The sequence below is a fragment of the Amycolatopsis sp. N2S4-7 genome, from assembly GCF_058119595.1.
In genome coordinates this window covers 8,863,358-8,877,048 of record NZ_CP172299.1, presented here as the reverse complement: position 1 = coordinate 8,877,048, position 13,691 = coordinate 8,863,358, and the positions used below count along the sequence as shown (strand labels likewise).

Here is a 13,691-nt window from a genome sequence, read left to right as displayed (position 1 = left end):
ACACCACACCAGAAACAAACAACGTTCCAGGACTGTGTCCAGCCCCGAGGCGTGTTGCCTCAGGGCCCAACAGTGTGCTTCATGAACAACCACTCCCCAAGGCGCCGGCTCAACGTTCCACGCGGTAAACCGCAGTACTAGCCAAGACATTGCCAACCAGAAGCGACCATAACCAGTAGTTCCACGATTCCTTGAGCAACCAGAGCAAAACCACATTCGAGTTTTAAACTCCAGCCACTCCCGACCGAAGCCGGGATGTGTTGTGCTCCTTAGAAAGGAGGTGATCCAGCCGCACCTTCCGGTACGGCTACCTTGTTACGACTTCGTCCCAATCGCCAGTCCCACCTTCGACCACTCCCTCCCCTTACGGGGTTGGGCCATGGGCTTCGGGTGTTACCGACTTTCATGACGTGACGGGCGGTGTGTACAAGGCCCGGGAACGTATTCACCGCAGCGTTGCTGATCTGCGATTACTAGCGACTCCGACTTCACGCAGTCGAGTTGCAGACTGCGATCCGAACTGAGACCGGCTTTAAGGGATTCGCTCCACCTCGCGGTATCGCAGCCCTCTGTACCAGCCATTGTAGCATGTGTGAAGCCCTGGACATAAGGGGCATGATGACTTGACGTCATCCCCACCTTCCTCCGAGTTGACCCCGGCAGTCTCCCACGAGTCCCCGCCATAACGCGCTGGCAACGTAGGATAAGGGTTGCGCTCGTTGCGGGACTTAACCCAACATCTCACGACACGAGCTGACGACAGCCATGCACCACCTGTACACCAACCACAAGGGAAGCCCCATCTCTGGGGATGTCTGGCGCATGTCAAGCCCAGGTAAGGTTCTTCGCGTTGCATCGAATTAATCCACATGCTCCGCCGCTTGTGCGGGCCCCCGTCAATTCCTTTGAGTTTTAGCCTTGCGGCCGTACTCCCCAGGCGGGGCGCTTAATGCGTTAGCTACGGCACGGACAACGTGGATGTCGCCCACACCTAGCGCCCAACGTTTACAGCGTGGACTACCAGGGTATCTAATCCTGTTCGCTCCCCACGCTTTCGCTCCTCAGCGTCAGTATCGGCCCAGAGACCCGCCTTCGCCACCGGTGTTCCTCCTGATATCTGCGCATTTCACCGCTACACCAGGAATTCCAGTCTCCCCTACCGAACTCAAGTCTGCCCGTATCGACCGCACGCTCCACGTTAAGCGTGGAGATTTCACGGCCGACGCGACAAACCGCCTACGAGCTCTTTACGCCCAATAAATCCGGACAACGCTCGCACCCTACGTATTACCGCGGCTGCTGGCACGTAGTTAGCCGGTGCTTCTTATCCAGGTACCGTCACTTGCGCTTCGTCCCTGGCGAAAGAGGTTTACAACCCGAAGGCCGTCATCCCTCACGCGGCGTCGCTGCATCAGGCTTTCGCCCATTGTGCAATATTCCCCACTGCTGCCTCCCGTAGGAGTCTGGGCCGTGTCTCAGTCCCAGTGTGGCCGGTCACCCTCTCAGGCCGGCTACCCGTCGTCGCCTTGGTAGGCCACTACCCCACCAACAAGCTGATAGGCCGCGGGTTCATCCTGCACCGCCAGAACTTTCAACAACCCCCCATGCGAGAAGTTGTGATATCCGGTATTAGACCCCGTTTCCAAGGCTTATCCCAGAGTGCAGGGCAGATTACCCACGTGTTACTCACCCGTTCGCCACTCATCCCCGGCCGAAACCGGTTCAGCGTTCGACTTGCATGTGTTAAGCACGCCGCCAGCGTTCGTCCTGAGCCAGGATCAAACTCTCCAACAATGAACAGTTTAATCGAGGCAAATTAATGCTCTCAAAGGAACCTCACACGAGGTTCAAAAATAAGCTCTACTGGCTTAGTTCACTAGCACACTGTTGAGTTCTCAAGCAACACACCCCGAACCCGCCGCGATCAAGCGGCCCGCTCGAAGCGAGTCATTCCTAGCAGTTTTGGTGGGACACCCACTCAATCGCCTTCAGCGAGAGCTTGGTTCGTGTCCCGGCGGCCACCCGGTTTCCCTGGCGACTTGGAGAACTTTACATGCCCCGAAAGGCCGCCGAACAGGGGGGTCACTTAACAAGATCAGCGCAGGTCAGACCCCATGACGAAGCCCGTCCGCGCCCCAGTCTGCCCCGAACCGCCCGCGAGCGCCACCGAACCGACCCGCCAGCACTACCGATGAGCACCATCGAAGAACATTGCTCCGAGTACATTGCACCGTATTGCTCCGCATCAGAGCTCCGATTAGCGTCGGCCGCATGAGACTCGCCTACGACGACCTGGGCCCGAAGACCGCGAGCACGACCATCCTGCTCGTCCACGGCCACCCCTTCGACCGCTCGATGTGGCGACCCCAAGCCGAGCGCCTGGCCAGGAGCGGCTACCGCGTCGTGACGCCCGACCTCCGCGGGTACGGGGAGTCGAAGAGCCAGGACACCGAGACCGGCCTCGACGTCTTCGCCGGAGACCTCGTCGAGCTCGCCGACCACCTGGAGATCGGCCGCTTCGTGCTCGGCGGCCTCTCCATGGGCGGCCAGATCGTCATGCAGCTCGTCGCGGACCACCCCGCCCGGGTCCGGGCCCTCCTCCTGGCCGACACCTTCGCCGGCCTCGACACCCCCGAGGCGAAGCAGGCCCGCTACGACACCGCGGACCGCATCACGGAGGAGGGCATGCACCGGTACGCCGACGAGCTCCTCCCGAAGATGATCTCGAAGCGCACCCGCGAGACCCGGCCCGACGTCGAGGCGCACGTCAGGAAGATGATGCGCGACGCGCCGAAGGAAGGAGCCGCGGCCGCGCTCAGGGGACGCGCCGAGCGTCCCGACTACACGCCCACCCTGAAGCACATCGAAATCCCCACGCTGGTCGTCGTCGGCAGCGACGACGAGTTCACCCCGGTCGCCGACGCCGAGCTCATCCACCGGCGGATCCCGGCTTCCACCCTGGTGGTGATCGACGGCGCGGGCCACCTGCCTAACCTGGAGTGCGAGACCGAGTTCGACGAGGCACTCAGCACCTTCCTGACCAGCAGCGGAGCCACGCCATGACCCAGCAGACCGTGTTCGTGACCGGCGCGAGCGCCGGCTTCGGCGACGCCATCGCGCGCCGGTTCGTCGCCGAGGGCGCCCGGGTGATCGCCGTCGCCCGCAGTGCGGACAAGCTCGAGAAGCTCGCCGGCGAGCTCGGCGACGCCGTTCTCCCGGTGACCCTCGACGTCAGCGACCCCGAAGCGGTCAAGGCCACCATCGACGACCTGCCCGCCGAGTGGCGGCAGGTGGACGTCCTGGTCAACAACGCCGGCCTGGCGAAGGGCCTCGAGCCCGCCCACAAGGCCGAGCTCGACGACTGGGACGCGATGATCGCGACCAACGTCCGCGGCCTCGTGCACGTCACGCGCGCCCTGCTGCCCGGCATGGTCGAGCGCGGCCGCGGCCACGTCCTCAACATCGGCTCGATCGCCGGCACCTACCCCTACCCCGGCGGCAACGTCTACGGCGCGACCAAGGCGTTCGTCCACCAGTTCAGCCTCAACCTGCGCAGCGACCTGCACGGCACCGGCGTCCGCGTGACGAACGTCGAGCCCGGCATGGTCGGCGGCACGGACTTCTCGAAGGTCCGGTTCGACGGCGACCAGGAGAAGGCCGACAAGGTCTACCAGGGCACGACGCCGCTGACCGCGGACGACGTCGCCGAGTCGGTCTACTGGGCGGCGAGCCAGCCGGCGCACGTGAACATCAACGTCATCGAGCTGATGCCGGTGGTCCAGAGCTTCTCGGCCCTGCAGATCTACCGCGAGAGCTGAAAGAGGTCGGCCAACGCCTGCTGACCCGGGTCCAGCTCGGTCAGCAGGCGCTTCGTCCGCGGCCGCCCGCCGGTCGACGGGTACCGCAGCACCAGCTCGCCGATGCCCGCGAGCTGGTCGAGCAGTTCCCGCACGGACAGGTTCATCCCGGCCCGGTCGGCCTCGCGCCGCATCAGGTGCGTGACGGTCGCGGCGAGCACCGAGACGAGCCCGTGCGCGGCGATCCGCTGCCGCGTCCACTCCCAGCGCGGGGTCGGCCCGGTGACGGCGGGCCCGGTGAGCCAGCGGAACGTCGATTCGAGGTGGGTGCGGGCCCGGTAGGCCGTGACGACCTCGGCGACCGGCCAGTCCCGGTCGGTGACCAGCACCTGCTTGCCGAAGAACTCGTCGTCGAGCCGGGCCAGCCCGGCGGTGTCGATCCGCCGTTCGACCCGGATCTCGCCGGGCCGGGTGCCGCTCAGCACGGCGGTGAGCACGCGCTCGATGCGCCGGCCCCGCGTCACCCGGCCGATCTCGGCGTGGACCTGGGCGCGGTCGCCGCGGTGGGTCCCGGCGGCGAGCGCCTCGGCCAGGCCGTCGAGCTCGCGGGTCGCGGTGGCCAGCTCGTCGGCGAACGCGCGGGACTGCGCCGCGTGCAGGGTCGCCGAGTGGGTCAGGATCACCCGCCGCCGGACGCCGTCGACGACCGCGTGCGTGTCCAGCGCGGTGAGCCCGGCGAACCGCTCGGGGTCGACGCGCTTGCGCGCGGACGCCGGCTGCGTCAGCAGCTCGGGGTGGTCGGTCAGCGGCAGTGACCCGACGAAGCCGCTTCGCGAGCCGAGGTCGAGCTGCGCCGCCTGGCCGGAGTGGAAGACGAGCGTCGCCGGCCCGAGCTCCGCGGTCAGCGAAGCGAACGTCGGGGCGGTGCCGTCGTCGCGCCGGTACAGCCGCGACGCGAGGGGGATCGCGCCGTCGCGGGTGACGCGCAGGCCGACCCCGGCGAGGACGCCCTGGCAGGCCGAAGGCAGCGTGCAGTCCGCCGGTGCGAACGCGGCGAACTGCGGGACGTCGACGGCGAGCGCCGCGTGGTCGTCCAGGGTGTCCAGGACCGCGGCGGCGACGGTCTCCTCGATGCGCGCGATGCGCTCCGGCGTCAGCCGTTCCAGCGCCCGCCAGACGCCGTCCACTGTGGACAGCCGGGGCCGCAGGAAGTCCGCGACGGCACAGGTGGCCCACCATTCGGGGAGGGGCGTGCCGGGCGCGGTCGCCCGGTGCAGCACCGCGATGGCGAGCGTCAGGCCCAGCGAAGGCTTCGCGCGCTGAGGACCCGCGACCTCGTCGACGCGCCGGACGAAGCCGAGCCGCTCCAGCGTCGCCCACACCGCCGCGACGTCTCCGTAGGTCCGGTACGACGTCGACGCCGGTTCCCCGCCCGGGACGGCGCGGGCGATCTCCTCGGCCGTCCCGAGATAACGCTGCGTCACCACCCGCGGCTTGCCGTCGACCCGGGCGGACTCCGCGAGGTAGTAGTACGTCCGTCCGCCGATCTTCTTCCCGACCACCGATGCCACCCTTTAGGTAATACACGCCGGGGAGCTGATCGACAACCTCGCCACCAGGCTGACCTGCGACGACCCTCCCGGAGGCCGGGAGGGTGAGCCGGGTGCGCAACACACACTGGCTGGTCGGGCGACGCCGGTCCTAGCGTGGGTGGAATGGGACCCGAACCCGACGCCACCGCCCCGACCGCCTCCGCGATGCGCCGCGCGCTCGCCCGGGCGCGTGACGGGAAGACACTCGACGTAGCCGAAGCGAGCGTCCTGCTGCACGCCCGCGGGGACAACCTCGCCCAGCTGTCCGAGTACGCCTCGCGCATCCGGGACGCGGGCCTGGCCGAGGCCGGGCGGGCCGGCATCATCACCTACAGCCGCAAGGTGTTCATTCCCCTGACCCGGCTGTGCCGCGACCGCTGCGGCTACTGCACCTTCGTCACCGTGCCGGGGCGGCTCGAATCGCCGTTCCTCTCGCCCGACGAGGTCCTCGACATCGCCCGCAAGGGTGCCGAAATGGGCTGCAAGGAAGCCCTCTTCACCCTCGGCGACCGGCCCGAGGACCGCTGGAAGGCCGCCCGAGAGTGGCTGGACGCGCACGGCTACGACGACACGCTGTCCTACGTCCGGGCGATGGCGATCCGGGTGCTCGAGGAGACCGGCCTGCTGCCGCACCTCAACCCGGGCGTGCTGACCTGGCAGGACTTCCAGCGGCTCAAGCCGGTCGCGCCGTCGATGGGCATGATGCTGGAGACCACCGCGACCCGGCTGTGGAGCGAGAAGGGCGGCCCGCACTACGGCTCGCCGGACAAGGAACCCGCGGTGCGGCTGCGGGTGCTCGAAGACGCCGGACGCAGCTCGGTTCCGTTCACCACCGGCGTCCTCATCGGCATCGGCGAGACGTTCGAGGAGCGCGCGGACGCGCTGTTCGAGATCCGCAAGGTCGCCAAGACCTACGGCGGCATCCAGGAAGTCATCGTGCAGAACTTCCGGGCCAAGCCGGACACGAAGATGCGCGCGACGCCGGACGCCGACCTCGAGGAGCTGGCCGCGAACATCGCCGTGGCGCGGCTCGTGCTCGGCCCGAAGATGCGCATCCAGGCGCCGCCGAACCTCATCGGCAGCCAGTACGACCTGATGATCCGCGCCGGGATCGACGACTGGGGCGGCGTCTCGCCGCTGACCCCGGACCACGTCAACCCGGAACGCGCGTGGCCGCAGATCGACGAGCTCGCCCGCCGCACCGAGAAGACCGGTTTCGAGCTCAAGGAACGGCTCACCATCTACCCGGAGTACGTCAAGGCCGGCGAGCCGTGGCTGGACCCGCGGATCACGCGGCACGTGGCGGCCCTCGTCGACGCCAAGACCGGGATGGCCCGCGAAGGCGCGATGCCGGTCGGCATCCCGTGGCAGGAGCCGGACGGCGGCTGGCAGCAGTCCGGCCGCACCGACCTGCACACCGAGATCGACAGCAGCGGCCGCACCGAAGACCGCCGCAGCGACTTCGACTCCGTCTACGGGGACTGGAAGGAGATCGGCGACCGGATCAAGACCGGGCCGCAGAAGTTCGACACGGACATCCTGGAAGCCCTGCGCAGCGCGGAAAAGGACCCGGCGGGCCTCTCCGACGACGCCGCGCTGGCGCTGCTGCACGCCGACGGCAAGGAGCTGGACGCGTTCACCCGGATCGCCGACGACCTGCGTCGCGAGACGGTCGGGGACGACGTCACGTTCGTCGTCACGCGGAACATCAACTTCACGAACGTCTGCTACACGGGTTGCCGCTTCTGCGCCTTCGCGCAACGTCGCACCGACGCCGACGCGTACACGCTCTCGCTGGAGCAGGTCGGCGACCGCGTCGACGAGGCGTGGGCCGCGGGCGCGACCGAGATCTGCATGCAGGGCGGCATCCACCCGGACCTGCCGGGCACCGCGTACTTCGACCTCGCGGCCGAGGTCAAGCGCCGTCAGCCGGAGATCCACCTGCACTCCTACAGCCCGATGGAGGTCGTGAACGGCGCTTCGCGGACCAACCTGTCCCTGAGGGACTGGCTGATCAAGGCGAAAGAGGCCGGGGTGGACTCCCTGCCGGGCACCGCGGCGGAGATCCTCGACGACGACGTCCGCTGGGTCCTCACCAAGGGCAAGCTGCCGACGTCGGAGTGGATCAAGGTCGTCACCACCGCGCACGAGGTCGGGCTGCCGACGACGTCCACGATGATGTACGGCCACGTCGACACCCCCGCGCACTGGGTCGCGCACCTGAAGCTGCTCGCGCGGCTGCAGCGCGAGGGCCTCGAGAAGCACGGGCGGCGCGGGTTCACCGAGTTCGTGCTCCTGCCGTTCATCCACCAGAGCGCGCCGATCTACCTGGCCGGCCTGGCCCGCCCGGGCACGACGCTGCGCGAGAACCGCGCGGTGCACGCGCTGGCCCGGGTGCTGCTGCACGGCATGATCGACAACATCCAGAGCTCCTGGGTGAAGCTCGGTGAAGAGGGCAGCCGCGCGGTGCTGCAGGGCGGCGTCAACGACATCGGCGGCACGCTGATGGAGGAGACGATCAGCCGGATGGCCGGCGCGTCGCACGGGTCGTACAAGACGATCAGCGACATGCGCGCGATGGTCGAACCGCTGGGCCGCCCGCTGCGGCAGCGCACGACGGGCTACGGCACGCCGTCGCCCGAGCGGATCGCCGCGGCGGAGGCTTCGGACGGCGTCGCGACGGCGGTGCGCAAGCCGCTCCTGCCGCTGCTGACCCCGTAGGACGGTAGCGGGCGCCCGGGCTCCAGGGCGCCCGCTACTCTTCCGCGCCATGGGGGTTTCTCGCTTCGCACCACTTCTCTTCGTCGCGCTTCTCGCGGGTTGCGGCACTCCGCCGCCCCCGCCCGCTCCGACGCCGACCACCACCCCGAGCCCGACGTACGGGCCGCCGCCGACGGCCGGTCTTTCGCTTTCGGTCGGTCAGGTCGAGGCCGGGCTCGGCCACCGCGCGAGCGTCCTGACGCTGACCAACCGGGACACCGCACCGCGGAAGGTGACCGGCTACCCGGACCTGAAGATCCTCGCCGGGGACGGTTCGCCGCTCGAGGTGAAGGTCGAGCACGGCACGTCCTACTTCGCGCGCGACCTCGGTCCGCAGGACCTGACCGTCCCGCCCGGCGGGAAGGTCGTGGCCGTGCTCGCGTGGTCGGCCACCGTCACGAGCGGCGACACGCGCACCGGCGCGGCAATCTCGGTCGTGCCGGTGCCGGGCGAACCTGAGCAAAAGCAGCCCCTGGACACCGATCTCGGGACCACGGACTCCGTCACCGTCAGCTCGTGGGCCACCGGAATCGGCAACTGACCACTTTGTGTCACCGCTCACAAACCGACAGTTGACCAGCGGGATTCTGTGCTAACTCTGTTCCTTCAACCGCCGGAAGGGACCTCGACGATGAGCACCCCCGTAGCGTCACTGGAAATGGTCGACACCGACCGCTACCCGCTCACCGATCCCGGAAGCCCCGCCTGGCGGGACGTCGTCGCCCGCACCCGCGCGGAGCTCGCCGACGTCGGGTGCAGCGTGCTCGCCGACTTCGTCCGGCCGGAGCTGCGGGAGGTCCTGCGGGCCGAGTGCGCCGCACTCGCGCCGCACGCCCACACCAAGGTCGAGCGGGTCAACGCGTACAACATCGCGCTCGACACGCCGCTGCCCGAAGACCACCCCGGCCGGACGATCATGGAACGCGGCAACGCGTTCGTCGCCCGCGACCACATCCCGGCGGCGACGATCATCAGCAGGCTCTACACCAGCCCGGTGTTCCAGCGGTTCGTCGCCGACTGCTTCGGCCTGTCCGAGCTGCACGAGCTCGCCGACCCGCTGTCGGGGCTCACGCTCAACGTGATCGCGCCCGGCCGCGCGCACCCGTGGCACTTCGACACCAACGAGTTCACCGTCAGCATGCTCACCCAGGAGCCGGCAGCGGGCGGGACCTTCGACTACTGCCCGAACATTCGGTCCGCCGACGCCGAAAACCTCGACGACGTGCGGGCCGTGCTGGCCGGCGACACCCGGCCCGTGAAACGGCTCGACCTCCGTCCGGGCGATCTTCAGCTCTTCAAAGGACGCTACGCCCTGCACCGGGTCAGTACGGTGGAAGGCGTGACCGCGCGGCATTCCGCGATCTTCGCCTACAGCGAGCGCCCGGGGGTCATCGGCAGCGCGGAGCGGACCAGGCAGCTGTTCGGCCGGGTCCTGCCGGAACACCTCGCGGGGCGCGCCGTGCGGGGCGACGAACTGCTCGACTAGTCCATCCATGCCCCCACCGCCGCCCTCAACGGACAGCGGAGCTGCGACTAGATCAGGAGCCTGGCCCGTGCCTTTCGACTCGACCGGCAAGATCTCGTTCGACCACATCTACACCGCCCCCGATCCGCGTCCCTTCTTCGGCACGCTGCGCCGCGTGGACTACGGCATTCCCCAGCTGGCGAAGCCGTACTTCGCGAAGCTGGCCGGCGAGCACCCCGCCGAGCGCCCGACCGTGCTCGACGTCGGCTGCTCGTACGGCGTCAACGCGGCCCTGCAGCGGTGCGACGCCACCATGGACGACCTCTACGCCCGCTACACCGACCCGGCCGTGCGCGCGCTGGACCACGCGGCGCTGGTCGAGGCGGACCGCAGCCGCGTCCGCGGCGGCAACCCCCGGTTCTACGGCCTCGACAACTCGGCACCGGCGCTCGAGTACGCGCTTTCCGCCGGGTTCCTCGACGAGGCGATCCACGCCGACCTCGAGCACGACGACCCGGACGAGACCCAGCAGAAGCTCCTGGACGACGTCGACCTCGTCATCTCGACCGGCTGCGTCGGTTACGTCACCGAGAAGACGCTCGCCCGGATCGCGCGCGGCGCGCGGCCGTGGATGGCGCACTTCGTGCTGCGGATGTTCTCCTACGAGCCGGTCGCGGAAAGCCTGGCCGAGCTGGGGTACGACACCGCGGGCGTCGCGGGCGTGTTCCGGCAGCGGCGGTTCGCGTCCGAAGAGGAGCAGACGCAGATCCTGGACACCCTGGCCGCCGCCGGGGTCGACCCCACCGGGCTGGAGTCCGAGGGCTGGCTCTACGCGCAGCTGTATGTTTCCCGTCCCGAGGGCGCGGCCGCGGAGCTCGCCGCCGCGCTCGAGAATCCCGAGCGAGAAGGATGATCGTGAGCAGTCCGGACTGGTCCACCCGCACCTTCGGCAACGAGGACCGGCTTCCCCGCGTCCCCGTCCCCACGCTGGAGGACAGCGGCCGCCGCTTCCTCGAGTGGTGCGGCCCGCTGCTGACGCCGGACGAGCTGAAGGAGACCGAAGCCGCGGTCGCGGAGTTCCTGGCGCCGGAGAGCCCCGCGCACGGACTGCAGGCCGCGCTCGAGGAGTACGACCGCTCGCCCGGCGTGCGCAGCTGGCTCGACACCTTCTGGCCGTACCGCTACCTCGGCCGCCGCGACCGGATCGCGCTCAACGCCAACTTCTTCTTCCTGTTCCGGGAGTCGTCGCTGGGCCAGGTCGAGCGCGCGGCCGAGCTGACCGCGTCCGCCGTGGACTACAAGCTGCGGCTCGAGGAAGAGCTGGTGCCGCCGGTGCTCGTCCGGGGCGCACCGCAGTCGATGGTGCAGCACCAGTACCTCTTCTCCGCCACGCGGATCCCGGGCGAGCTGCTCGACACCGCGCGCACGCGGTTCCCGTCGCCGGAGCGGCACATCGTCGTGTTCTCGAAGGGCACGCCGTTCCGGATGGACGTCCTCGCCGAGGACGGGCGCCCGTACTCACCGGCGCAGCTGGCCGACGGGCTGCGCGCGATCCTGAAGGACGACCACGTCACCGACGTCCCGGCCGGTCCCTTCACGACGAAGGCGCGCGCGGAGTGGGCGGCTTCGCGGGCCGCGCTCCTCGAAGCCGGCAACGCGGAGGCGCTGGAGACCGTCGAGACCGCGCTGTTCTGCCTGTGCCTGGACGACTTCACACCGGCGGACGCCCTGGAGGCGGGTGACCGCCTGCTGTACGGCGACAACCGCTGGTACGACAAGGCCGTCTCGCTGATCGTGTTCGAGGACGGCACCGCGGGGATCAACGTCGAGCACTGCGAGCTCGACGGCACCACGATCCTCGGCTTCACCGACGCGATCCTCAGCGGCGAGCGGCTGCCGCGCGCCGCTGCCGAGGGGGTTCCGGGCTTCGAGCGGGTCGACTTCACGCTGACCGACACCCTCCGCGAAGACGCGCGCGCCGCCCGAGAAGCCTTCAAGGCCTACGCGGACGCGACGGCGACGCAGACCGTGTCGTTCGACTTCGGCGCCAACCGCGCGAAGGAGCTGGGGATGTCCCCGGACGCCTTCGCGCAGATGTCGTACCAGCTCGCGCATCGCCGCGCGAAGGGCCTGACCGGTGCGACGTACGAGTCGATCGCGACGCGGCAGTTCCAGAACGGCCGGACCGAGGCCATGCGGGTCGTCACGCCCGAGGTCGTGCGCTTCGCGGACGTGATGACCTCATCGAGCGCTTCCCCGGAGGAGAAGCGCGAAGCCTTCCGCACTGCGGCGGCGAAGCACGTCTCGCGGGCGAAGGAGTGCCAGGCCGGGGACGCGCCGGAGCAGCACCTGTGGGAGCTGCAGCTGATCGCGAAACGGCGTGGGGAAGCCACGGACCTGCCGCTGTACTCCTCGCCGGGCTGGCTGAAGATGCGTGACGACTACCTGAGCACCAGCTCGGCGCCGTCGGTCAACATCCAGTACTTCGGCTTCGGTTCGACGAGCCCGCAGTGCATCGGCATCGCGTACGTGCTGCTGCCGGACCGCTGGAACATCTACCTGAGCACGCCGAAGCACGTGTCGGCCGAGATGTACCGCTTCGCCGAGGAACTGTCGAAGGCGGTCACGGAGCTGCAGGAGCTGCTGGCTCAGGAGCGGCCAGGCGTTGGGTGATGAAGAGGGCGGCCCGGTCGAGGGCCTGACCGGCTTCGTCCAGAGTGCCGGTGAAGGCCTGGAACACGTGCGGGACGTCGGCGGTGACGTCGAGGATCACATCGGTGCCGGCGTCCCGGGCGCGGGTCGCGAGCCGGACCGCGTCGTCCAGGAGCAGCTCGTTCGTGCCCACCTGGAGCAGGATGGGCGGGAACCCGGTCAGGTCCGCGTGCACCGCGGGCGCGAGCAGGGGCTGATCGGGGTTCTGCCCCGCGAGGTACCAGGCGCCGGTGTACGCCATGCCCTCCTGGGTGAAGAACGGGTCGATGCCCTCCTTCGTCACCATGGTGGCCCCGGACCGGGTGTGGTCCAGACCGGGCGAGAACGCCACGATCCCGGCGGGCATCGGCACGCCCGCGTCGCGAGCGGCCAGGCAGGTCGTCACGGTCAGGCCACCGCCGGCGGAATCCCCGGCGAAGACGACCGAGGCCGGGTCGGCCCCGGCCTCGAGCAGGCTCCGGTAGGCGGCCAGGCAGTCCTCGATCGCGGCCGGGAACGGGTGCTCGGGCGCGAGCCGGTAGTCCACTGAGATCGCCCGCACGCCGGTGCGCCGGACGAGGTTCGCGGTGAGCGCCAGCGCGGTCCGCGGCGAGCCGAGCGCGAAGGAGCCGCCGTGGAAGTACAGGATCGTCCCCGGCCGCGGCGCCGCCTCCGGCTCGACGAGGAGCGCCGGCCAGCCGGCGAGCGTGGTCGGGCTCTGCCCGATCCCGTCCGGCACGGGGAAGGTGCTCATCAGCTCGGCGAAGCCCGCCCGCATCCGCTCGACGGGCAGCGGCTCGAAGGCCTGCGGCGCCCGACGGAGCACCTCGTCCACGGCGCGGCGCTGATCCCGGCTCATTCGTCCTCCTGGGGTTCGCGGACCGAGTGCATGCCGTGGCATGCACTGTTAGAGTACATGCCGTGGCATGCACATCGGCGACCGAGCAGCTTTTCGACCACCTCGTGCGGTGCGAGACCCGGCTCTACAACGCCGTCGGCGAGCGGCTCAAGGCCGAGCACGGCATCGTCACCTCGCAGTTCGAGTTGCTGCGCCACCTGCGTCACCACCCGCGCTCCCGGGTCGCCGACATCGCCACGACCTTCGCCATCGGCATCGGCGCGACCAGCAAGGGCATCGACCGCCTCGCGGCGCGCGGCTGGGTCCGGCGGGTGCCCCACCCCGCGGACCGGCGCTCCTCGCTCATCGAACTGACGTCCGCGGGCCGGGAGCTGACTGCCGCGGCGGAGCGGACCTTCCGCGAGCAGCTCGAGAGGCTGATGGCCCCCGCGATCGGCGAGGAGCGGGCCCGAAGTCTCGTCCCGGCGTTCGCGGCGCTTCGCCAAGCGCTCGAAGAGCAGGACATCGGGCTCCCGACAGGCTGACGG

At 69.3% G+C, this 13,691-nt stretch carries 10 protein-coding genes and 1 rRNA gene; 8 read left to right on the top strand and 3 right to left on the bottom strand.

Annotation, left to right across the window (positions count from 1 at the left end):
• Positions 1-273 precede the first annotated feature (273 nt).
• Positions 274-1,794, bottom strand: a 16S ribosomal RNA gene (locus tag ACH54P_RS41815).
• 477 nt (positions 1,795-2,271) lie between these two features.
• Between ACH54P_RS41815 and ACH54P_RS41810 the strand changes: the two genes are divergently transcribed.
• On the top strand, positions 2,272-3,063 hold the full coding sequence (locus tag ACH54P_RS41810) for an alpha/beta fold hydrolase (RefSeq protein ID WP_489908834.1): 792 nt from the start codon (positions 2,272-2,274) through the stop codon (positions 3,061-3,063).
• The gene (locus ACH54P_RS41805; protein ID WP_489908833.1) at positions 3,060-3,818 is read left to right on the top strand and encodes an SDR family oxidoreductase; all 759 of its coding nucleotides are present in this window, start codon (positions 3,060-3,062) and stop codon (positions 3,816-3,818) included. Before ACH54P_RS41810 ends, ACH54P_RS41805 begins: the two co-directional genes overlap by 4 nt.
• Here ACH54P_RS41805 and ACH54P_RS41800 read toward each other — a convergent pair.
• The gene (locus tag ACH54P_RS41800) at positions 3,803-5,359 is read right to left on the bottom strand and encodes an IS1634 family transposase (protein ID WP_489908832.1); all 1,557 of its coding nucleotides are present in this window, start codon (positions 5,357-5,359) and stop codon (positions 3,803-3,805) included. The genes ACH54P_RS41805 and ACH54P_RS41800 overlap by 16 nt on opposite strands.
• 153 nt (positions 5,360-5,512) lie before the next feature.
• Here ACH54P_RS41800 and ACH54P_RS41795 point away from each other — a divergent pair, with 153 nt between their 5' ends.
• The 5 genes from ACH54P_RS41795 to ACH54P_RS41775 all read left to right on the top strand — a co-directional run bounded on the left by ACH54P_RS41795 (position 5,513) and on the right by ACH54P_RS41775 (position 12,287).
• Positions 5,513-8,110, top strand: a complete 2,598-nt coding sequence (locus tag ACH54P_RS41795) for a bifunctional FO biosynthesis protein CofGH (RefSeq protein WP_489908831.1) — start codon at positions 5,513-5,515, stop codon at positions 8,108-8,110.
• A gap of 49 nt (positions 8,111-8,159) precedes the next feature.
• The gene (locus tag ACH54P_RS41790) at positions 8,160-8,690 is read left to right on the top strand and encodes a DUF4232 domain-containing protein (protein WP_489908830.1); all 531 of its coding nucleotides are present in this window, start codon (positions 8,160-8,162) and stop codon (positions 8,688-8,690) included.
• 90 nt (positions 8,691-8,780) lie between these two features.
• Positions 8,781-9,635 carry a HalD/BesD family halogenase gene (locus ACH54P_RS41785; protein ID WP_489908829.1) on the top strand — a complete coding sequence of 285 codons (855 nt, stop codon included), beginning with the start codon at positions 8,781-8,783 and terminating at the stop codon, positions 9,633-9,635.
• A 67-nt stretch (positions 9,636-9,702) separates the two neighbouring features.
• Positions 9,703-10,527, top strand: a complete 825-nt coding sequence (locus ACH54P_RS41780) for a class I SAM-dependent methyltransferase (protein WP_489908828.1) — start codon at positions 9,703-9,705, stop codon at positions 10,525-10,527.
• Positions 10,524-12,287: a choline/carnitine O-acyltransferase gene (locus tag ACH54P_RS41775; protein ID WP_489908827.1), complete on the top strand. Its 1,764-nt coding sequence runs from the start codon at positions 10,524-10,526 to the stop codon at positions 12,285-12,287. The genes ACH54P_RS41780 and ACH54P_RS41775 overlap by 4 nt, the downstream gene beginning before the upstream one ends.
• Here ACH54P_RS41775 and ACH54P_RS41770 read toward each other — a convergent pair.
• Entirely contained in the window at positions 12,238-13,164 is a 927-nt protein-coding gene (locus ACH54P_RS41770; RefSeq protein WP_489908826.1) for an alpha/beta hydrolase, read from the bottom strand. The genes ACH54P_RS41775 and ACH54P_RS41770 overlap by 50 nt on opposite strands.
• Before the next feature lie 62 nt (positions 13,165-13,226).
• On the opposite strand from ACH54P_RS41770, the gene ACH54P_RS41765 reads away from it, so the two are divergent.
• Positions 13,227-13,688 (top strand): MarR family winged helix-turn-helix transcriptional regulator, encoded by a 462-nt coding sequence (locus tag ACH54P_RS41765; RefSeq protein ID WP_489908825.1) that lies wholly within the window; start codon positions 13,227-13,229, stop codon positions 13,686-13,688.
• Positions 13,689-13,691 lie beyond the last annotated feature (3 nt).